The organism is Cloacibacterium sp. TD35 (assembly GCF_028864635.1).
Lineage (GTDB): Bacteria > Bacteroidota > Bacteroidia > Flavobacteriales > Weeksellaceae > Cloacibacterium.
In genome coordinates this window covers 229,924-250,198 of sequence record NZ_CP104850.1, presented here as the reverse complement: position 1 = coordinate 250,198, position 20,275 = coordinate 229,924, and the positions used below count along the sequence as shown (strand labels likewise).

Below are 20,275 nucleotides of genomic sequence, written 5' to 3'. Positions count from 1 at the left end.
TATGGAACAGTTCCTTCAAAATACCTTACAAAATTCTCAAGACGCTTTCCAAAGATGGAGAAAAATTCCGTTTGAAGAAAGACAAAAATATTTTACTCAACTATCTGAAATTCTGAATAATAGAAAACAAGAGTTTGCGACAATCATTACCCAAGAAATGAATAAACCTATTTCGCAATCCATTTCAGAAATAGAAAAATGTGCGGCGTTATGTGATTATTATGCTGCCGCAGAAAATGTACTGAAAACAGAACAAGTAGAAACAGAATTTCAAATTTCCGAAATCCATCACGAACCTTTGGGTGTTATTTTGGGAGTTATGCCATGGAATTTTCCTTTTTGGCAAGCGATTAGATTTGCAGTTCCTACTATTTTAGCGGGAAATGTAATTGTGTTGAAACACGCTTCTATTTGTGAGAAATCTGGTGAAACCATGCAAGAAATTTTTGAAAAAGCAGGTTTCCCAAAAGGCATTTTTACTTTTTTAAAGGTTTCTCATGCGCAAGTAGAAGAAATGATTGCTCATCCTATTATCAGAGGAGTTTCTCTCACAGGTAGCGAAGCTGCAGGAAGAAAAATTGCCGAAACCGCAGGGAAAAATTTAAAAAAATGTGTGATGGAATTAGGTGGAAGTGATGCTTTTATAGTTTGTGATGACGCAGATGTACAAAAAGCAGCTAAATATGGTGCTTCAGCAAGATTACAGAATAACGGACAGACTTGTGTGGCAGGGAAAAGATTTATTATTCACGAAAAAATATATCAAGATTTTGTAGAAAATTTTATCGAAGAGTATAAAAAATACCAACCAGAAAATCCTATGAATGAAGAAACAAAACTAGGATGGATGGCGAGAGAAGATTTAGCTACAGATTTAGATAAACAATATCAAACAGCCCTTAAAAACGGAGCTAAAGCTATTTTAGAGTTAGAATCTACAGGAAATATGGCTTTTAAACCTGGGATTTTAGAAATGAATCCCGAAAATCCCATTGCTCAGGAAGAATTATTTGGTCCATTGGCAATGGTTTTTAAAGTGAAAAGTGATGAAGAAGCTCTGCAAATTGCCAATAATACAATGTTTGGATTAGGAAACGCTGTTTTCACCTCAAATAGAGAAAGAGCTTTGTTCTTTGCTGATAATTTAGAAAGCGGAAGTGTGGCAGTTAATCAAATTTTTCGTTCCGACGTAAGATTACCTTTTGGTGGAAGAAAAAATTCTGGATATGGAGTAGAATTGTCTCTTTATGCACTTAAAGAATTTACCGCTCCCAAAACCATTATCGGTAAGTTTTAGAAGTGTAAATAAAAAAAAGCTCCAAAATTTGGAGCTTTCATTTTATATAGTTGTTAATCTGAGTGTATTGGTTTTTCCACCTTCATAAACTGGCATTGCATTAAGATTTACTACGAAATCTCCTTTTTCTACATAGCCGTAATGGTGTGTCAACATGTTTACTTGGATTACCGTTTCGTCTGTAGATTTGTTCATATCATAGTAGAACGCTCTTACTCCCCATAAAAGGTTAAGCATGGTAAGAACTCTTCTGTTTGAACTGAAAACGATAATTCTAGAAGTAGGTCTGTGTGCAGAAATTTGGAAAGCAGTATAACCAGAGTGAGTAAGCGTAATAATAGCTGCTGCACCAGTGGTTTCTGCAATTTTAACTGCATTTAGACAAACCATATCTGTTACGAAACGGTCGTCTACACAAGTTATTTTTTCTATAATATCATTTTTCTTTTCGTAAAGATTAGTAGATTCTATATTCTTAATAATCTTCGTGATGTTTTTAACTACATCTACCGGATATTTTCCTACAGAAGTTTCGCCAGAAAGCATCACCGCATCAGCACCGTCTAATACATTATTTGCCACGTCATTTACTTCGGCTCTAGTTGGAGTAAGGCTACTAATCATGGTTTCCATCATTTGTGTAGCGATAATTACTGGTTTAGAGTAATATCTGGCTTTGTCTACTAATTTTTTCTGAATGACAGGAACTTCTTCCATAGGAACTTCTACTCCTAAATCTCCACGTGCAACCATTAATCCGTCACATTCTAGAAGAATTTCGTCAATATTTTTTACCCCTTCTGGTTTTTCAATTTTTGCAATAATTGGAATTTTGAAATCAGAATGCGCCTGAATTAATTTCTTTAAATCGATGATGTCTTGAGCATGACGAACAAACGAAAGCGCAATCCAGTCGAATTCATTTTCAATCATGAATTTAGCATCTTCGATGTCTTTTTCTGTCAAAGCAGGAAGAGAAACATTAGTGTTTGGCAAATTCACTCCTTTTTTAGAGCTTAATGGTCCACCTTGAATCGTTTTTGCTTTTACCGTATCTTTTTGGTTGGTTTCGATGACTTCGAAAACTAATTTTCCGTCGTCAATAAGAATTCTTTCTCCAACTTTTACATCTTGCGGGAATTTTTCATAAGTCATGAATACTTTGGTAGAATCTCCTTCGCAAGGTTCATTGGTAAAGGTAAGTACGTCTCCTGAATTAAGGAAAGAACCTTCTTTTACCACGCCTACTCTTAATTTAGGACCTTGTAAATCTCCTAAAATAGAGATGTTATAACCGTATTCTTGATTGATTTCTCTAATAATGTCTACATTTCTCTTAACCAGTTCGTAATCGGCATGAGAAAAATTTATTCTAAAAACATCGGCTCCAGCTTTTACCAGTTCTAGCATGATTTCTTTCGTAGAAGAAGCAGGTCCTAATGTTGCGATTACTTTGGTTTTTTTCGCTCTCTTATTCATAATAATTTATTAGCTTGTATAGTTCGCTATTGGGTTGTAAAGAAAAATCTTGTATTTGAAACATGATGTTTTCTGGCAGCAAAATTAGTGAAAAATCTTTAAAACTATCCTTTGCATAAATAATGTAGTCTACATCTTTATTTTTAGGCATCAGAAATTTTATTTCTTCAGTCTGGGCAAAGAGTTCGTTGTCTGTTTTTTTTCGTAATGGTGCTGATTTGTTAGATACTATAGAATAGCAATTTTTAGTTTCTTTGTGATATCCTTCGAATTTTGTAAAACAAAACTGTTTAATTTTTAAGTCGTCTGTTCTTACGAATTGAAAGGAATTTATTTTATTAATTTCGAAAAATATTTCGTGATCGGGTAATTTTTTAGCCAATCTTACTAAACCAATGTCCATTGGTTCGTCATCTTCTAGGTCAAGAAATATTTTTTTGTTTTTCAACAATGTTTTCTTTTTTATTTAAGGAATAAAACGCTCTTTGTGCTGCTTTTTCTTCTGCTTTTTTCTTAGAAGTTTCTGTGGCAGAAGAGATTTTTACATTATTTAAGTAGATACAACTCTTAAATAGAAGGTTCTTATTGGGCAAAGTTTCTTCGGTGATTTCATACTTTATAGTCACCTTTTTCTTTTGGCTCCATTCTAGCAATAATCCTTTGTAGCTTACGATTTTGTTTTCTAGTTTTTCGATATGTTTATCTGTAAACAATTTTTCTAAAACAATTTTTTCGCAAGTTTCATAATTGGTGTCTAAATAAAGTGCACCAATAAAGGCTTCGAAAAGATTCCCCGAAATGTTTTCACCTAAATTACCATTGCCACCATTTTGAATAAAATCTGTAAGCTTCAGTTTTTCGCCTAGAGAGTTAAGGTTTTTTCGATTGACAATTTTTGATTTCATTTGGGTAAGAAATCCTTCATTGGCATCGGGGTAATTTTTATAAAGGTAGCAGGATATAATGCTTCCTAAGACTGCATCTCCTAAAAATTCTAATCTTTCGTAGTTTTTAGTTCCAGACGTTTTATTAGTAATTTTCAGAGAAAAAGCTTCATGATAATAATCAAGATTTTTCACATTCTGCCCAATTATTTTACTAACTCTGGCAGAAAGTAGCTTTTCTTTTTCAGTCTTTTTTTTGAAAGGTCTTTTAAGTAGAAATTTTTGTAATGAATTTTTTAAGCCCATTATAATTTCTTGAATAGAACGCAAGCATTGTGACCTCCGAAACCAAAGGTGTTACTCATGGCTATTTTTACATCTTTTTTTACGGCATGATTAAATGTAAAATCTAATCTGCTGTCTATGTTTTCGTCATCAGTAAAATGGTTAATGGTAGGAGGAACAATACCATGTAAAATAGTTCCTAACGCTGCTATAGCTTCTATTACACCAGCTGCACCTAGAAGGTGGCCAGTCATAGATTTAGTAGAGTTTATTTGAATATCATATGCATGTTCGCCTAAAAGTTTAACAATTGCATTAGATTCGGCAATGTCTCCTAATGGAGTAGAGGTACCATGCATATTGATATGGTCTACTTCATCTGGAGTTACACCAGCGTCTTCTAAACAATTTTTCATAACCAGATAAGCGCCTAATCCTTCTGGATGAGGTGCAGTCATATGATATGCATCTGCACTTAAACCACCACCTGCAAGTTCTGCATAAATGGTAGCGCCACGTTTTTTAGCATGTTCATACTCTTCAAGGATGATACAACCTGCACCTTCTCCTAGTACAAATCCATCTCTGTCTTTGTCAAATGGTCTAGAAGCAGTTTTATAATCATCATTTCTTGTAGAAAGAGCCATCATAGAATTAAATCCTCCCATTCCAGATGCGGTAACAGCAGCTTCTGAACCTCCACATACTATTACATCTGCTTTTCCTAATTGGAGAAGCATTTTAGCATCTATCAATGCATTTGTAGAAGATGCACATGCAGAAACTGTAGTGTAATTAGGTCCATGAAAACCGTATTCCATAGAAACATGACCCGGAGTAATATCCGCAATCATTTTTGGTATGAAGAAAGGATTAAATCTAGGTATTCCTTCAGATTTTGCCCAGCCTAGAACTTCGGTTTCGAAAGTTTCTAAACCTCCAATTCCTGAGCCCCAGATTACACCCACTCTGTTTTTATCTACTTGATCTTCGATAATTCTAGAATGTGATACAGCTTCGCGAGCTGCCACCACACCGAGTTGAGTGTTTCGGTCCATTTTTTTTGCTTCCTTTTTCTCGAAATTATCTAAAGGATTGAAGTTTTTAACCTCACAAGCAAATTTTGTTTTGAAGTTAGTGGAATCGAAGAGAGTGATAGGAGCAGCGCCACTTACACCTTTTACAAGGTTTTCCCAATACTCTTGAGCATTATTACCAATTGGTGTAATTGCACCAAATCCTGTTACTACAACTCTCTTCAATTCCATAGTTTTGTTAATTTTTGTAATAAAAATTATTGTTTGATAACTTCTTCAATATAAGCGATTGCGTGACCTACAGTAGTGATTTTTTCTGCCTGATCATCAGGAATCTGAATGTTGAATTCTTTTTCAAATTCCATAATTAATTCTACAGTATCTAAAGAATCTGCACCTAAATCATTAGTGAAGCTTGCTTCAGGAGTTACTTCTGTTTCTTCCACGTCTAGCTTATCTGCGATGATAGCTTTTACTCTTGATGTAATGTCTGACATAGCAATTTGTTTTAAAAATTTTTGTTAATTCAAGTGCAAATATATAAAATTCTGTGCCAATACAAATTTTTTTCATATATTTTGATTTTAAATTATTGTAAATCAGTCTAATAATATTTTAGTAATACGATTTAGAGATTAATTCTTAATTTTGTGACATTATTTCAGACTATGAGTAACTTTTTTGAAAACGATGATGATGTTTTTACAGGCAAAGACCATACTCCGCTTCGTGAGGATGCTTTCGTAAAGACTCCAGAAGAAAAAATAAAAATTATAGAAGAAAAGTTTGCAGAGATTATGCACACTTTGGGTCTTGATATGACCGATGATTCCCTTAAAGATTCACCAAAACGTGTTGCTAAGATGTATGTAAACGAAATCTTTGGTGGACTTTTGCCAGAAAACAAACCAGGAATTTCTACTTTCAGTAATAAATATAAGTATAGACAAATGCTGGTAGAGAAAGATATTACCGTGTATTCTTTCTGTGAGCATCATTTTTTACCCATTATTGGCAAAGCGCACGTTGCTTATATTTCAAACGGAGACGTAATTGGGCTTTCTAAAATCAATAGAATTGTAGATTATTACGCAAAACGTCCGCAAGTGCAGGAAAGATTAACGATGCAGATTGTAGATGCGCTGAAAGAAGCACTCGGAACGAAAGATGTAGCTTGTATTATAGATGCTAAACACCTTTGCGTAAATTGCAGAGGAATAAAAGACACTGCAAGTTCTACGATTACCGCAGAATTAAGCGGAATATTCAGAACCAATCCTATTACAAGACAAGAATTCTTACATTACGTAGGAAGTCATGCGAAGTTTGATTAATTTCAATTGGAAAATTTATTTTGATCTAAACTTCAAATAATTAATTATGACCAGATTTAAAAAAATATCACACCAGATTTTTACAACTACAATTATTTGTTGTTGCTGATTTTTATAAAATAAAATCTTAATTCTTTAATTTTTAAATCTTAATTATAAAATAATGCAACTTAAAATATACAATTCGCTTTCTGCGGAAAAAGAAATTTTCACACCTATTAACGGTAACAAAGTAGGAATGTACGTTTGTGGACCTACCGTTTACAGCAATGTGCACTTAGGAAATGTGAGAACTTTTATGAATTTCGACTTTATTTATAGAAGTTTGAAACATTTGGGTTATGATGTTCGTTATGTAAGAAATATTACAGATGCAGGGCATTTAACAGACGATGGAGATGTAAATAACGACCGTTTCGTGAAGCAGTCTCGTCTAGAAAAACTAGAACCTATGGAAATTGTACAGAAATACACCGTAGATTTTCATAAAGTTTTAGAAAAATTTAATCTTTTGCCTCCAACGATTGAGCCAACTGCAACTGGTCACATCATCGAACAAATAGAATTGACCAAAGATTTAATCGAAAAAGGTTTGGCTTATGAAAGCAACGGTTCTGTTTATTTTGATGTTCGTGCTTACAACGAAAAAGGTGGAAATTATGGTGAACTTTCAAAGAGAAATATAGACGAACTTTTTGCCAATACCCGCGATTTAGACGGACAAAACGAAAAGAAAAATCCACAGGATTTTGCCCTTTGGAAAAAAGCCAGTCCAGAACATATTATGAAATGGATTTCACCTTGGGGAGAAGGTTTCCCAGGTTGGCATCTTGAATGTACCGCGATGTCTACCAAGTATTTAGGTGAACAATTTGATATTCACGGAGGTGGAATAGATCTTAAATTTCCGCACCACGAATGCGAAATTGCACAAGGAAAAGGTTGCAACGGTGTTTCGCCAGTGAAATATTGGATGCATGCGAATATGCTGACCATGAACGGACAAAGAATGAGTAAATCTACAGGAAACTACATTCTTCCGCAGCAATTGATTTCTGGTGAAAATGATTTTTTTGAAAAACCGTTTCATCCAAGCGTAGTTCGTTTTAATTTTTTACAAGCACATTACAGAAGCGTTCTTGATATTTCAAACGAAGCGATGTTGGCTTCAGAAAAAGGTTTCCAACGTTTAATGGAAGCAGTGAAAATTTTGATGAATCAAGAATCAAATTCTAAAAATAAAGAACAATCCAGTTTTGATTTGAAAGAATGGAAACAGAAATGCTATGATGCTTTGAATGATGATTTCAATTCGCCAATTTTAATTTCTCATCTTTTTGAAGCGGTAAGTTTTATTTTTAAACTGAAAGATGGCAAAGAAAACATTACTGCAGAAGATTTAGAAGAATTAAAAACCTTGATGAATGCTTTTGTATTTGATGTTCTAGGTTTACAAAATATTGAAGAAAATAACAATTCGAAATTAGACCAAACATTACAAGTGCTTATAGAACTAAGAAATCAAGCCAGAAAAGCCAAAAATTTTGAACTTTCTGACCAAATTCGTGATAAGTTATTAGAACAAGGCATAGAACTGAAAGACGGAAGAGAAGGAACTTCTTACGTTTTAAATTAAAAAAATCAATTTTTTATAATATACCCTTTTTGTATTCTAAATGCAGAAAGGGTTTTTGTTTTCTTGAAAAGAAACTCCTGTTTATAAAATTAGAATACTTTTTACTAAAAATGACAAATTTACAGCAGAATAAAATTTTTTAAAATACTTGATTTTTTATATACTTTACTAGATATTATTATGTCATCAGGAGACATTAAATCCCTTTATTTAAAGACATAAATAATCAGAAACAAATTAAAAATCATATAATTAATTTTTTCTAGAGCATATATATTTTTGTAAATTCGTGAGTTGAAAAACGAAAAAAATGAAATTATATTTCACTATTAATTATGGAACTGAGTTTGGGCAGAGGTTAGCCATTCAAGTTTCTGAAGGGAAAAATGTGAAAACACATGACCTTCATTTCTCTGATAATAGAAATTGGAAGGGCGAAATCGATTTTTTCTCTAAATCTATAGAATACAAATATTTGGTTCTAGATGCTAATAATCAAATCATTAACGAGGAGATTTGCCATCACAGATTGAATTTTGTGAATAATTTCCAAGAGTATAATATTTATGATGTCTGGAACAATAAAAATTTCCCCGAAAACTATCTCAATAATAAGATTCTTCAAAATAAATTAGGAGATTTCAAAGCAGAGAAAGTTACAATTCTTAAAAAACATACGCATCATTTCAGAATAGAAGCTCCGCTGTATTCGCCTGATTGGAAAATCGTGATTTTAGGAAATAATGAAGCTTTAGGGAATTGGAGTTATGCTGACGCTCCAAAAATGGCTCAAACTTCTGTTGGCGTTTGGGAATTGGCGGTAGATTTAAAAAAACAAAAAGAATTTGTACAGTATAAATATGGAATTTTCGATGAGAAAAAAGGTGAAATCATTGCAGTAGAATACGGCGAAAATAGATTAGCTTTCCCAAATCAAGATGCAGAAGTTTTACAAATTCATGCAGATCATTATTTCAGATTTAATGCCGAACAGCTCTACAAAGCAGCTGGAGTTGCTATTCCTGTTTTCAGTTTAAGAAGCGAAAGCGGTTTTGGAGTTGGGGAATTTACCGATATTAAAAAATTAGCAGATTGGGCACATAAAACCCATCTTTCTATCATTCAGATTTTGCCGATTAATGATACTACCGCTAATTACAGTTGGACGGATTCTTATCCTTATGCGGCGATTTCGGTGTATGCATTGCATCCACAGTATTTGAGTTTAGAAAATCTGCAGTATTCAATTCCAGAAAATTTAAAAGTAGAATATAAGCACAGAAAAGATGAATTAAATGCTGAGAAATTTGTGGATTATGAACAAATGATTTCAGGGAAATGGAAATTCATCAAAGCTGTTTTTGAAGAAAATAAATCTGAAATTCTTAAAGACAAAGATTTCTTGAAATTCTTGAAAGAAAATGCAGATTGGCTGAAACCTTATGCAGCCTTTTGTGTTTTAAGAGACAAAAATAATACGCCTAATTTTAACAATTGGAAAACGCATAAAAAATATGTTGCAGGAAAAATTTCTCAGTTTTTTGATGCAAAACATGCCGAATTTGAAAGCGTAATGCTTCATTCTTGGGTGCAATACCAGTTGCATTTACAGTTAAAAGATGCTGTAGATTATACTCACTGTTTAGGAATTTCTCTGAAAGGAGATTTGCCAATCGGTATTTACAGATTTTCTGCCGATGCGTGGACAGAGCCAGAACTTTTCGGAATGGATTTTCAAGCAGGAGCACCACCTGATGAATTCTCTGATTTAGGTCAAAACTGGGAATTCCCAACTTATAACTGGGAAGTGATGAAAGAAAACAATTACGATTGGTGGAAAAAACGCTTTAACGTAATTGCGCGCTATTTTGATGCAATGAGAATAGACCATATTCTAGGATTTTTCAGAATTTGGAGAATGCCAATGTCTGCTACACAAGGAATTTTAGGGTATTTTTATCCTGCGGTTCCTGTGACTTTGCTAGAATTTTCGGCAAGACATATTCCATTTAATTATGATAGATATTGCAGACCTTTTATCAATGACCAAATTCTTTGGGATAATTTCGGATACGAAAAAGAGGTGATTGCAGAACATTTCTTGTATCAAGAAAATGGAGTGTATCATTTTAAATCAGAATATGATTCGCAAAGAAAATTAGTAGATTATTTTAAAACTCATCCAAGAGATTGGATGGAAGAAAAAATGATTTCACTTGCTGCGAATGTGTTATTCTTAACCGAAAATAATGGTGAAGACATTGTTTATCACCCAAGATTTAATATTCAAAAAACATCTTCATATCAACATCTTTCTGATTGGGAAAAGAATGCGTTGCATGAAGTATATATCGATTATTTCTTCAGAAGACAAGATGGACTTTGGCATGAAAAAGCCATGGAAAAATTACCAATGCTGCTTTCAGCAACAGATATGTTAATTTGTGGTGAAGATTTAGGTTTGGTTCCAGATTGTGTTCCTGGTGTGATGGATGCTTTAGGAATTACAGCATTAAAAGTTCAGCGTTCGCCAAAAGAAGATGTTCCATATTATAACCCTCAAAATGCAGGTTATATGAACGTAGTTACGGCTTCTTCTCACGACAGTTCTACACTAAGACAATGGTGGAAAGAAAACAGAGAACTTACACAGAATTACTATAATAATCAGCTTAATCAATACGGAACTGCACCTTCGGAACTTTTTCCAGAATTGGCAGAGATTATTATGAAACAGCATTTACATTCTCAAGCGATGTTAGCGATTTTCCCAATTCAAGAGTATTTTGCTACAGATTATGAAATTGTAAATCCTTATGCTGATGACGAGAGAATCAATAATCCAGCGGTTTTCCCTCATTATTGGAGATACAGAATGCATATCGCACTAGAAGATTTATTACAAAAAGAACATTTTAATGATAAAATTGCACAGTTTGTTAGTGAATCAAACAGACAATAATTGAGATTAAAATTACTTAGTTACACAATAAAAAAGTTAAAATCGAGTTTAGATTTTAACTTTTTTTATTTTTCTACATCAAATTTTTAGTTATTAAATATGGCTTGAATTCTACATTTTCGAAAAAATATGCTTCAATCGTTATCAAAAAATAAAAAGTTTGGCACGTATTTTTAATAATGCTTAATAGAACCTTTAATAATTAAGAAGATGAAATCCATATTCACAAAATTATTCCTCGTCTCTGCTTTATCAGTTACAGGAATTTCATACGCACAATATTATCCTAATGATGATTATGGCAACAATTATGGCCAAGAATATTATTATGATGATTACAATTATCCAGACGAATATTATTATGAATATCCTAATGATTATTATACCAATGATTTATATAGAGGATATTATAATGATTATAGGAACACGATTATTAGCATCAATTGGGATAGATTTTTTGTAGAATTCAGGCTTTCTCCTTATCAAATCAGAGAAATAAGAATTTTAAACTCACGTTTCTCTAGTTACGGAAACTGGCACAGATATTACAGATATAATCCTAACAGATGGTACTATGACAGATTTATTGCATTAGAAAGAATTCTAGGTCCTAGAATTTACGTAGTGTATTATCAAAGATATTATCGCAATTATAATCCAATCGTTTATTATCAAAATTATAGAGTAAAACATTATAGACCAACAGTTTATGTTACGCCTAGATATAGAAATTTAGATGTAAGAACTTTTAAAAATGATGCTTACAGAACAGGTGGTTTCAGAAATAATGATAGATCGTATAATGACAATAGAAACTTCGAAAAATCTCGAGAAAATTCAGGTTTTAGATCAGGTTCATCTGCAGAAAGACCTAGAGATAACGGTGGTTTTAGGAGTTCAGATTCTAGAAATGATAATGACAGAAATTACGGAAACCAAAATCAACAACCATCTAGAAATGATGGCTTCAGAAGTGCTTCACCTCAAAGAAATGAAAACCAAAACAGAGGAAATGACGCCGTAAGAAGTGGTGGTTTCAGAGGTCAAGAAAATAAAGCTTCAGAAAGTCGTTCTACTGGGAATGGAAATGGAAATGGAAGAGGAAACGGAAACAGAGGTGGAGGATTTAGATAGAAACATCATACTTTACATACTAAATACTTTGATTTTTAAAATGGGGAACAATTCACTTGTTCCTCATTTTTTTACAAAAAAAAGCTAAACAATTGTTTAGGCACGAGATTTGATATAACATAAATGGAGGTAACTCTTCATATCAAATTAATTTTTTACATTCACAGAAAAAGCGGGAATTATCTCCGCTTTTTTTATTCTAATGTTAAATTTATTTAAACTTGAATTTTGAGTAATTATTTCTTCTAACTTAGTGGTTATGAAAATTTTGTATTCGATTCAAGGAACGGGGAATGGACATGTTTCTAGGGCTAGAGAAATAATTCCCATCCTCAAAAAATATGGTGAACTAGATATTCTCATCAGCGGAACACAAGCAGATGTGAATTTAGATAAAGAAATAAAATATCAATTCAAAGGTTTCGGGTTTGATTTCGGAACAAACGGTGGAATAAATTACAAAAGCAGTTTCCGAAAAGCAGATTTTTCACAATTAATAAAAGATATTAGAAATCTCCCTGTGAAAGATTATGATTTGGTGATTAATGATTTTGAACCCGTTACCGCTTGGGCTTGTAAACTAAGAGGTAAAAAATCGGTTGCGCTAAGTCATCAGTCTGCATTTCTTTCTCCTAAAACACCTATTATTTCTGGAATTCATCTGGGTGCAATTATTCTCAAAAATTATGCGCCAGCTACTTATAAAGTGGGTTTTCATTTTCAGCGATATGATAATTTTATTAGAACTCCAGTAATCCGTTCGGAAATCAGAAATTTAAACCCAGAATATTTAGGACATTACACAGTTTATCTACCTGCGTATTCAGATAAGTTTATTTTGAAAAAATTATCAAAACATCCAGACCAAAAATTTCAAGTTTTTTCTAAACATACACGAACTGATTACATACATGATAATGTGGAGGTTTACAAGGTGAATAATGAAAAATTTAATCAATCTTTAGCAAAATCCGAAGGTCTATTAACCGGGGGAGGCTTCGAAGGACCTGCTGAAGCTTTATTTTTGGGAAAAAAGCTTTTGTGTGTTCCCATGTTTCATCAGTACGAACAGCAGTGCAATGCTTTGGCTGCCGAAAGAATGGGAGTAACTGTGATTTGGAATGAAAAAGAATTTGACCAAAAATTAGATTATTGGCTCAGAAATGCAGAGCCTATTCAAGTAGATTTTCCTGATGAGACAGAAATCGTCATTAAAAACCTTATCGAAAAATACGGTTAAACTATTTTAACGAAATTTTAGCTTTTGGGAATTTAACCTTTGTTTTGTTTTACTATCAAAAAGACAGTTAACCAAATAATTAAAAAAAAATGACTAAAAAAATAATTTTAAGTGCAGCTATTTTCGGTGCTGTGTTTATGTTCGGACAGAAACTTACTCCTGAACAACGAGAAGCTAAAAAAGCAGAAATGGTTCAAAAAGCGAAAGAAAGACAACAAGCTAATTTAGAAAAGATGACTGCAGAACTTAATCTTTCTAAAAAGCAAGTAGAACAAATAAAAAGTTTGCAAGAAAAAAATAATGCAGAAAGAGAAGCGAATAGAGCAAAAATGGAAGAAATGAGAAAGCAACGACTTCAAGAAATGCAAGCCAAAAAAGATGCTAACGAAGCAGAAATGAAAAAAATACTTTCGCCAGAGCAGTATGATAAATGGCAAAAACAAAGATTAGATAACATGCAAAAACAGAGAGATGCATGGAGAAATAAAGCTATGAGAAAAGGCGGAATGAAACCACAAAATTCACCTCAATAATTAATTTTCTTTCATATTTTTAATATTACAAGCGAGATTTTTTTTCGCTTTTTTTGTGATTTATATCAAGGTAAGAAAGCTTTGCTTGATAAAACTTTTTTTATAAATTTAGCGAAAAACTATAAAACCATTATATGAGCAAATTTTTATCTATTTTCTTGTTTATTTTCAGTTCTTTACATTTTTCTCAAAATTTTGCTGTTTCAGCGATTCCAGAAAATTTACTTCATAAAGCCAATGCTGTTGTAAGAAATGATGAGACCTCTATTGATATTAATGCCATAGATAATATGGTGCAAACCTTCAGTAAAACCATTACTATTCTTAATAAATCTGGAGAAGATTTCTCGAGTATCAGTATTCCTTACGATAAAAGTGTATCTGTAAGTAATATAAAAGTGGCGGTTTTAGACGAAAATGGAAAGGTAATCAAAAAATATTCTAAAAGTGATTTTACCGATGCAAGTCATAGCCCAAGTTTTTCATTTTATGATGATAACAGAATTCTTTTTCTGAAATATATGTCTGTTAGCTACCCATATTCTTTACAGTATTCGTACACCACAGAAACAAGAAATACAGTGTTTCTGCCAGATTTTTTCCCCATTGAAGGGTATAATGTTTCTACAGAAAAAACGAGTTTAGTCATTAATAATAAATCTGGTATTAGACTAAGAACCAAAGTTCATGAGGCAGATTTTGCAAAGATTACGTTTTCTGAAAATGGACAAAAATATTTTTATAGTTTTTCTAATGTTCCTGCAGTAGAAGATGAACCACGCTCACCAAGTTTAATAGATTTTTTACCAAAAGCAGAGTTTTCTTTGGATAAATTTTCATTAGAAGGTAAACAAGGAAATCTTACCCAATGGAATGAATTTGGAAGCTGGTATTACCAAAGCCTCATTCAGCCTGTTTCTGAAGTTACACCAGCACTGCAAGCAGAAGTAGCAGCACTTAATTTAACAGGAAGTACCCATGACAAAGTAAAAAAACTCTATCAATACATGCAGAGTAAAACCAGATATGTTTTGGTAGCAATAGGAATAGGTGGTTGGAAACCTATGTTGGTAGAAGATGTTAGAAAAAAAGGTTATGGTGATTGTAAAGCTTTGACGAATTACATGAGAACGCTTTTACAGGCTGCAGGAATTAAATCTTATTATTGTATTATCACAGATGATCGCTCACCCATAAAATTTTCCGAAGATTTTCCTAAAATGTTTGGTAATCACGCCATTCTGATGATTCCTACAGAAAAAGGGAATATTTGGCTAGAAAATACATCGCAGGAAATTGCTTTTAATCACTTGAATTACACTTCTCTCAATAGAAACGTGATGGCAATTTCTGAAAATGAAATCAAATTAATCAATACGCCTTCTTACAAGCCAGAAGAGAGTAGCGAAATTCTAAATGCTCATGTGAAATTAAGTCCAGATAATAGCATTCACATAGATGCTAAATTTAGATATTCTGGGGCACAATATGATTTTCAATTGCCACTTACCACTTTAAATAAAGATGAGGTAAAAGAAGCTATTAAAGAAAGATTTTATTACCTCAATCTGGAAAACCTAGAAGCTAATAATATTACCAATAATAGAGATGAAGCATTGGTAAATTATGAATTAAAGCTCCAAGCCAAAAATTATTCTAAAAAGATAGGGAATGACGTTATTTTAAGAGCAATGCCATTTCTAGACCTATTGCAAACTACCGGTCACGAAGATAGAAAACTGCCATTAGAAGTATATTTTCCTTATCAAGATACTTACAATTTTTCACTAGAGATTCCTGAAGGTTATAAATTAGCTGAAATCCCAAAATCTGTATCTCTCAATTCAGAATTTGGAAGCTATTCTATTAGTTTTTCATTGGAAAATGGCAAATTAGTCACCCAAAGAAAAATCACCATTCAGAAAAACATTTATCCTAAAGAAAAATACAAAGAATATATAGAATTCAGAAAAAAAACCAATAATCACGATAATACAAAAATTCTTTTAACTAAAATCTAATTCATGAAAACTAAATTTTTAACCATTTTTTTATTTTTTATTTCAATGTTTGTGTTTTCTCAGCACAAGTTTTTGAAATATCCAGAATTTAATAAAAATGACCTTTCTAAGGTCAAATCTACCATCAAAGAAGATGCTCCAGCAGAAATTCTTTATAGTTCAGTGAGTCATGTTATTTCTAATGGTCAATTAGAAACTAAAGTTTTTGGGAGAATTAAAATCTATAATAAAGATAAAGCCTCTAAATATCTAGATGTAGAAGTTCCTCTTTATGAATACAGTGGAGAAAAAGAAACCGTTTCTGGTCTTAAAGCATATACTTATAACATCGAAAATGATAAAGTAATCACTTCTAAAGTTGAAAAAGATGCTAAATTTAAATCAAAAGAACAGAAAAATTTATTCCTTCAGAAATTTACTTTTCCCAATGTGAAAGATGGTTCTATTATAGAATATCAGTATCAAGTAAATTCTCCTTTTTTACAGATGTTAGATAAAACTTATTTAGAGTTTGATATACCTGTTATATATGAGGAATATATTTTTGATTTTCCGAGGTATTTAGGATATAATTATAATTTTCAAGGAGGATTAATACCAAAATATAAGCAAGATAAGGTAGAAATTATGTACGGAGAAGACTATTACTCTCTAAGATTAGGCTTCGAAAATGTGCAGCCGTTTAAAGCAGAAAATTTCATAAAAAATGAAAGAAATTACATCACAAGTGTAAGACCAGAGCTTAATTCTACCAATTTTAATAATATCTTTAAATCTTATGCTACCAGCTGGGATGATATTAGAGATAAATTAAAAGAATATGATGATTTTGGAGTACAATTAGGCAAAAAATCATTGGCGAGAAATGTTCTTTCACAAGATATTTTGAGTATGACCTTACCCAAAGAAAAAGCCAATAAAATTTTAAAATTCGTGCAAACTAGCTACACTTGGAACGGAAATACAGGACTATTTACAGAAAATGGAATTAAGAGTTTGTTAGATACTAAAATCGGGAATAGTGCAGAGATTAATCTATATCTCATTATGCTGATGAGAGAAGCTGGTCTTAACGTAAGCCCGATGATAATGAATACTGTGAATAGAGGGTTTCTAAACATCTCTTTTCCCACTATTGGTGCACCTAATTATGTAGTAGCGTGTCTAGAAGATAACGGAAGTTACTATTTATATGATGCGACTTCTAAGTTTTCTTTACCCAATCTATTGCCTCCGAGAGCTTACAATTATAACGCAATTCTTTTAAAAGAGAAAAAAACGGAAATTCTACAGATTAATAATTTTATTGAGAGTAAAACCTATTTAGATGTAGAAGCTAAACTCAATAATGATAATACTTTTGAAGGAAAGTTCAAAGACAGAGATACTAAAACTTTTGCTATTCTGTCTTATGACGAATATTTAGACAATAAACAAGATTACGAGAAAAAATATAAAAATAAGTACACTTTTACTTTCAATAATTACAAATCAGAAGTAGTAAATGATAATGAGTTTCAAACTAGTTTTGATTTTAATTCAGACGGTTTTGTAGATGGTGTAGGAGGTAAATTAATTTTTAACCCATTACTTTTTTTATACAGACAAAATCATGAGTTTAATCAAACTGAATCAAGAAAATATCCTATAGAATTCGTTTCTCCTTACGAAACGGTAAAAAAAGTGGTAATTACAATCCCGGATAACTATAAGTTTGAAAATCTACCGAAGTCTAAAAAATTTAAGACGGAAGATGATGGAATTGTTTATTCTTATGTAGTAAGTACAGAAGGAAATAAAATCACCGTAGAAACCTCTGTGAAAATAGATTCTGATAACTTCCCGAGAGAATATTACCCAGCATTTAAGCAGATTTTTGATGGTATTACACAACTCGAAGGTCAGCTAGTAACGCTGGTAAAAAAATAAACAAAAAGCGAGATTTTTTCTCGCTTTTTTCTTTGCGATGATTTGTGTAATTTTAGGCAAAATATTTTAAAATGTTAATTTACGGAGTAGACCACTTTACTTACCAAGATGTTATCAATATCATTAATGGTAAGCAAATAGCAAATTTGGATAAACAGTCAAAAAACCAAATTCAGAATTCTTACCAAAATGTACAAAAGATTGTAAAATCAGATAAAACCGTTTATGGAATTAATACCGGTTTTGGTCCGCTCTGTGATGTAAAAATTTCCGAAGAAGAAACTGCACAGTTACAAGAAAATCTTATCATTTCGCATTCAGTAGGGGTAGGAAAACCGATTGCTAAAGAACTCTCAAAAATCATGATGGTGTGTAAAATTCACGCCTTGTCAAAAGGGTATTCGGGGATTTCTTTAGACGTTGTAGAACGATTGATGCTTATGCTAGAAAAAGATATTATTCCTGTAGTTCCAGAGCAAGGATCAGTTGGCGCAAGTGGAGATTTAGCACCGCTTTCTCATTTGGTTTTACCACTTTTGGGTTTAGGAAAAGTTTGGGAAGGCGAAAATATAGTACAAACTGCCCAAGTTTTAGAAAAACATCAATTACAACCTCTAAAATTACAAGCTAAAGAAGGTTTAGCATTAATCAATGGAACTCAATTTATTCTGGCACATGCAATTTTAGGATTAGATAAATTCAAATATTTATTAGATTTAGCAGATGTAGCTGCTGCATTTTCGATAGAAGCGTATCAAGGTTCTGCAAGTCCTTTTAAGAAAGAATTGCACGAAATTAGAGCGTATAAAGGCAGTCAATTGGTCGCAAAAAGAATGACCAAACTGCTTAAAAATTCTGAAAATTTAGAATACCACGAAAATTGTGGAAGAGTTCAAGACCCATATTCTATGCGCTGCGTTCCGCAAGTTCACGGTGCGAGTAGAAATGCTTATGAACATCTAAAACAAATGGCAGAAACAGAACTGAATTCTGTAACCGATAATCCTATCGTAATTTCTGATGAAGAAGCGATTTCTGGAGGGAATTTTCATGGTCAATTAATGGCCTTACCCATTGATTATGCCACTTTAGCTGCAGCAGAATTAGGAAATATTTCTGATAGAAGAAGTTATCTTTTACTCGAAGGGAAATATGGTTTGCCAAAATTACTCATCGAAAGTTCTGGTCTTAATTCAGGATTCATGATTCCGCAATATACTACAGCCGCATTGGTTACCGAGAACAAAACGCTTTGTTTCCCAGCTTCGGCAGATTCTGTTCCTACGAGTTTAGGTCAAGAAGACCACGTTTCTATGGGAAGTATTTCGGGTAGAAAATTCAATCAAGTTTTAGGGAATTTAGAAAATATTTTAGCGATAGAACTTATGTTTGCGGCGCAAGGTTTAGAATTCCGCAGACCGCTGAAATCTTCTAAAATCATCGAAGAAAACTACGAAATCATCCGCCAAAAAGTAAGAAAACTAGAAGATGACCGATTAATCGGCGAAGACATTCTCACCATTGCAGAAATGGTTAAAAATAGAGTATTTAAAGTGGAGGTTTAAATCGCTATTAAAATAAAAAACCGCCAAACTTAACTTTGGCGGTTTTTTTTATTTTACTCAAGTCGTTTTAGTCTATGTAAACACTCGTCATGCTTAGACTTCCACCGATGAGTTCGTCGTTAAAAAGTGATATGTTGTCGCTTTTTTCTTTCAAACCAAGTGTGTAAATTAGGGGTAAATAATGATCAGGAGTAGGAATTGCATTTTGTAAAGCTGCACCTTGTTTTTCAAAATGAATTAAATTCTGAAAATTTCCATCAAGAATCCATTCATTCGTTTTAGCTCTAGCTTCTATTGCCCAGTCCCAACCAGCACCAATGGTATTGATGTTTTTCCAGTCAATCATTCTTAGGTTATGAACTACGTTTCCGCTTCCGATAATCAGAATTCCTTTTTCTCTTAATTTTTGTAATTTTTTAGCCAAATCAAAATGATATTGAGCAGGCTGAGTGTAATCTATACTCATCTGAATCACAGGAATGTTCGCAGAAGGATATAAGTGTTTAATCACACTCCACGCTCCATGATCCAGTCCCCAACTATCGGTTTCTATTACAGAAGTTGGTGCCAAAAGTTCTGCGGTTTCTTTGGCTAATTCAGGATTTCCTTTTGCGGGATATTCTACCTCGAAAAGTTCTTGCGGGAATCCATAAAAATCATGAATCGTTTTCTGAATTTCTCCCGAAGTTACATAGGTCCCTTTGGTGTACCAATGCGCAGAAATACACAAAATAGCATTAGGAGTAGGAATTTTCTTAGAAATTTCTCTAAAACCTCTTACAAATTGGTTTTCTTCTATTGCATTCATTGGCGAGCCATGTCCTAAAAATAGAACTGGCATTTTCTCGCTTTTTGGCAATTGTTCAGAAATGTATTCTAATACGTTGATGTTCATTTTGATTAAAAAAAATGATGCAGAATATTGAAAAAACATTCTGC

16 protein-coding genes are annotated in these 20,275 nt (G+C 32.6%); 10 read left to right on the top strand and 6 right to left on the bottom strand.

Annotated elements, in window-relative coordinates; all coding sequences use genetic code 11:
- The first annotated feature begins 1 nt into the window (after window position 1).
- Entirely contained in the window at window positions 2–1,297 is a 1,296-nt protein-coding gene (locus N7277_RS01065; protein WP_274779938.1) for an NAD-dependent succinate-semialdehyde dehydrogenase, read from the top strand.
- A gap of 42 nt (window positions 1,298–1,339) precedes the next feature.
- Here N7277_RS01065 and pyk read toward each other — a convergent pair whose 3' ends face one another.
- The 5 genes from pyk to N7277_RS01040 are packed head-to-tail and all read right to left on the bottom strand — an operon-like array spanning window position 1,340 to window position 5,479.
- Window positions 1,340–2,776 (bottom strand): pyruvate kinase, encoded by a 1,437-nt coding sequence (gene pyk, locus N7277_RS01060; RefSeq protein ID WP_274779937.1) that lies wholly within the window; start codon window positions 2,774–2,776, stop codon window positions 1,340–1,342.
- Window positions 2,769–3,224, bottom strand: a complete 456-nt coding sequence (locus N7277_RS01055) for an IPExxxVDY family protein (RefSeq protein WP_274779936.1) — start codon at window positions 3,222–3,224, stop codon at window positions 2,769–2,771. The genes pyk and N7277_RS01055 overlap by 8 nt, the downstream gene beginning before the upstream one ends.
- Window positions 3,199–3,966 carry a ribonuclease III gene (gene rnc / locus N7277_RS01050; RefSeq protein ID WP_274779935.1) on the bottom strand — a complete coding sequence of 256 codons (768 nt, stop codon included), beginning with the start codon at window positions 3,964–3,966 and terminating at the stop codon, window positions 3,199–3,201. Before rnc ends, N7277_RS01055 begins: the two co-directional genes overlap by 26 nt.
- Window positions 3,966–5,213: a beta-ketoacyl-ACP synthase II gene (gene fabF / locus N7277_RS01045; RefSeq protein ID WP_274779934.1), complete on the bottom strand. Its 1,248-nt coding sequence runs from the start codon at window positions 5,211–5,213 to the stop codon at window positions 3,966–3,968. The genes rnc and fabF overlap by 1 nt, the downstream gene beginning before the upstream one ends.
- Before the next feature lie 26 nt (window positions 5,214–5,239).
- Window positions 5,240–5,479 (bottom strand): acyl carrier protein, encoded by a 240-nt coding sequence (locus N7277_RS01040; protein ID WP_069800766.1) that lies wholly within the window; start codon window positions 5,477–5,479, stop codon window positions 5,240–5,242.
- Window positions 5,480–5,650: 171 nt separating this feature from the next.
- Here N7277_RS01040 and folE point away from each other — a divergent pair, with 171 nt between their 5' ends.
- From folE to hutH, 9 genes are all read left to right on the top strand, one after another.
- Window positions 5,651–6,316 (top strand): GTP cyclohydrolase I FolE, encoded by a 666-nt coding sequence (gene folE / locus N7277_RS01035; RefSeq protein WP_274779933.1) that lies wholly within the window; start codon window positions 5,651–5,653, stop codon window positions 6,314–6,316.
- Window positions 6,317–6,479: 163 nt separating this feature from the next.
- The gene (gene cysS / locus N7277_RS01030) at window positions 6,480–7,952 is read left to right on the top strand and encodes a cysteine--tRNA ligase (RefSeq protein WP_274779932.1); all 1,473 of its coding nucleotides are present in this window, start codon (window positions 6,480–6,482) and stop codon (window positions 7,950–7,952) included.
- A gap of 310 nt (window positions 7,953–8,262) precedes the next feature.
- A complete protein-coding gene (locus N7277_RS01025; RefSeq protein ID WP_274779931.1) occupies window positions 8,263–10,914 on the top strand; it encodes a 4-alpha-glucanotransferase in 2,652 nt (883 codons plus the stop codon).
- Between the two features lie 210 nt (window positions 10,915–11,124).
- Window positions 11,125–12,048 (top strand): hypothetical protein, encoded by a 924-nt coding sequence (locus N7277_RS01020; RefSeq protein ID WP_274779930.1) that lies wholly within the window; start codon window positions 11,125–11,127, stop codon window positions 12,046–12,048.
- Window positions 12,049–12,307: 259 nt separating this feature from the next.
- A complete protein-coding gene (locus tag N7277_RS01015; RefSeq protein ID WP_274779929.1) occupies window positions 12,308–13,288 on the top strand; it encodes a glycosyltransferase family protein in 981 nt (326 codons plus the stop codon).
- Between the two features lie 89 nt (window positions 13,289–13,377).
- Window positions 13,378–13,821 (top strand): hypothetical protein, encoded by a 444-nt coding sequence (locus tag N7277_RS01010; protein WP_274779928.1) that lies wholly within the window; start codon window positions 13,378–13,380, stop codon window positions 13,819–13,821.
- 134 nt (window positions 13,822–13,955) lie between these two features.
- Window positions 13,956–15,842, top strand: a complete 1,887-nt coding sequence (locus tag N7277_RS01005; protein ID WP_274779927.1) for a DUF3857 domain-containing protein — start codon at window positions 13,956–13,958, stop codon at window positions 15,840–15,842.
- A gap of 3 nt (window positions 15,843–15,845) precedes the next feature.
- Entirely contained in the window at window positions 15,846–17,771 is a 1,926-nt protein-coding gene (locus N7277_RS01000) for a transglutaminase (protein ID WP_274779926.1), read from the top strand.
- Between the two features lie 71 nt (window positions 17,772–17,842).
- A complete protein-coding gene (gene hutH, locus N7277_RS00995) occupies window positions 17,843–19,336 on the top strand; it encodes a histidine ammonia-lyase (protein ID WP_274779925.1) in 1,494 nt (497 codons plus the stop codon).
- Between the two features lie 67 nt (window positions 19,337–19,403).
- Here the strand turns inward: hutH and ygiD are convergent, their stop codons facing one another.
- Entirely contained in the window at window positions 19,404–20,231 is an 828-nt protein-coding gene (ygiD, locus tag N7277_RS00990; RefSeq protein ID WP_274779924.1) for a 4,5-DOPA-extradiol-dioxygenase, read from the bottom strand.
- Between the last annotated feature and the right edge of the window lie 44 nt (window positions 20,232–20,275).

Bases quoted from the DNA above. Each gene is read 5' to 3' on its own strand.
- N7277_RS01065 (WP_274779938.1), top strand. From the start codon at position 2: ATGGAACAGTTCCTTCAAAATACCTTACAAAATTCTCAAGACGCTTTC.
- pyk (WP_274779937.1), bottom strand. From the start codon at position 2,776: ATGAATAAGAGAGCGAAAAAAACCAAAGTAATCGCAACATTAGGACCT.
- rnc (WP_274779935.1), bottom strand. From the start codon at position 3,966: ATGGGCTTAAAAAATTCATTACAAAAATTTCTACTTAAAAGACCTTTC.
- fabF (WP_274779934.1), bottom strand. From the start codon at position 5,213: ATGGAATTGAAGAGAGTTGTAGTAACAGGATTTGGTGCAATTACACCA.
- N7277_RS01040 (WP_069800766.1), bottom strand. From the start codon at position 5,479: ATGTCAGACATTACATCAAGAGTAAAAGCTATCATCGCAGATAAGCTA.
- folE (WP_274779933.1), top strand. From the start codon at position 5,651: ATGAGTAACTTTTTTGAAAACGATGATGATGTTTTTACAGGCAAAGAC.
- cysS (WP_274779932.1), top strand. From the start codon at position 6,480: ATGCAACTTAAAATATACAATTCGCTTTCTGCGGAAAAAGAAATTTTC.
- N7277_RS01025 (WP_274779931.1), top strand. From the start codon at position 8,263: ATGAAATTATATTTCACTATTAATTATGGAACTGAGTTTGGGCAGAGG.
- N7277_RS01020 (WP_274779930.1), top strand. From the start codon at position 11,125: ATGAAATCCATATTCACAAAATTATTCCTCGTCTCTGCTTTATCAGTT.
- N7277_RS01015 (WP_274779929.1), top strand. From the start codon at position 12,308: ATGAAAATTTTGTATTCGATTCAAGGAACGGGGAATGGACATGTTTCT.
- N7277_RS01010 (WP_274779928.1), top strand. From the start codon at position 13,378: ATGACTAAAAAAATAATTTTAAGTGCAGCTATTTTCGGTGCTGTGTTT.
- N7277_RS01005 (WP_274779927.1), top strand. From the start codon at position 13,956: ATGAGCAAATTTTTATCTATTTTCTTGTTTATTTTCAGTTCTTTACAT.
- N7277_RS01000 (WP_274779926.1), top strand. From the start codon at position 15,846: ATGAAAACTAAATTTTTAACCATTTTTTTATTTTTTATTTCAATGTTT.
- hutH (WP_274779925.1), top strand. From the start codon at position 17,843: ATGTTAATTTACGGAGTAGACCACTTTACTTACCAAGATGTTATCAAT.
- ygiD (WP_274779924.1), bottom strand. From the start codon at position 20,231: ATGAACATCAACGTATTAGAATACATTTCTGAACAATTGCCAAAAAGC.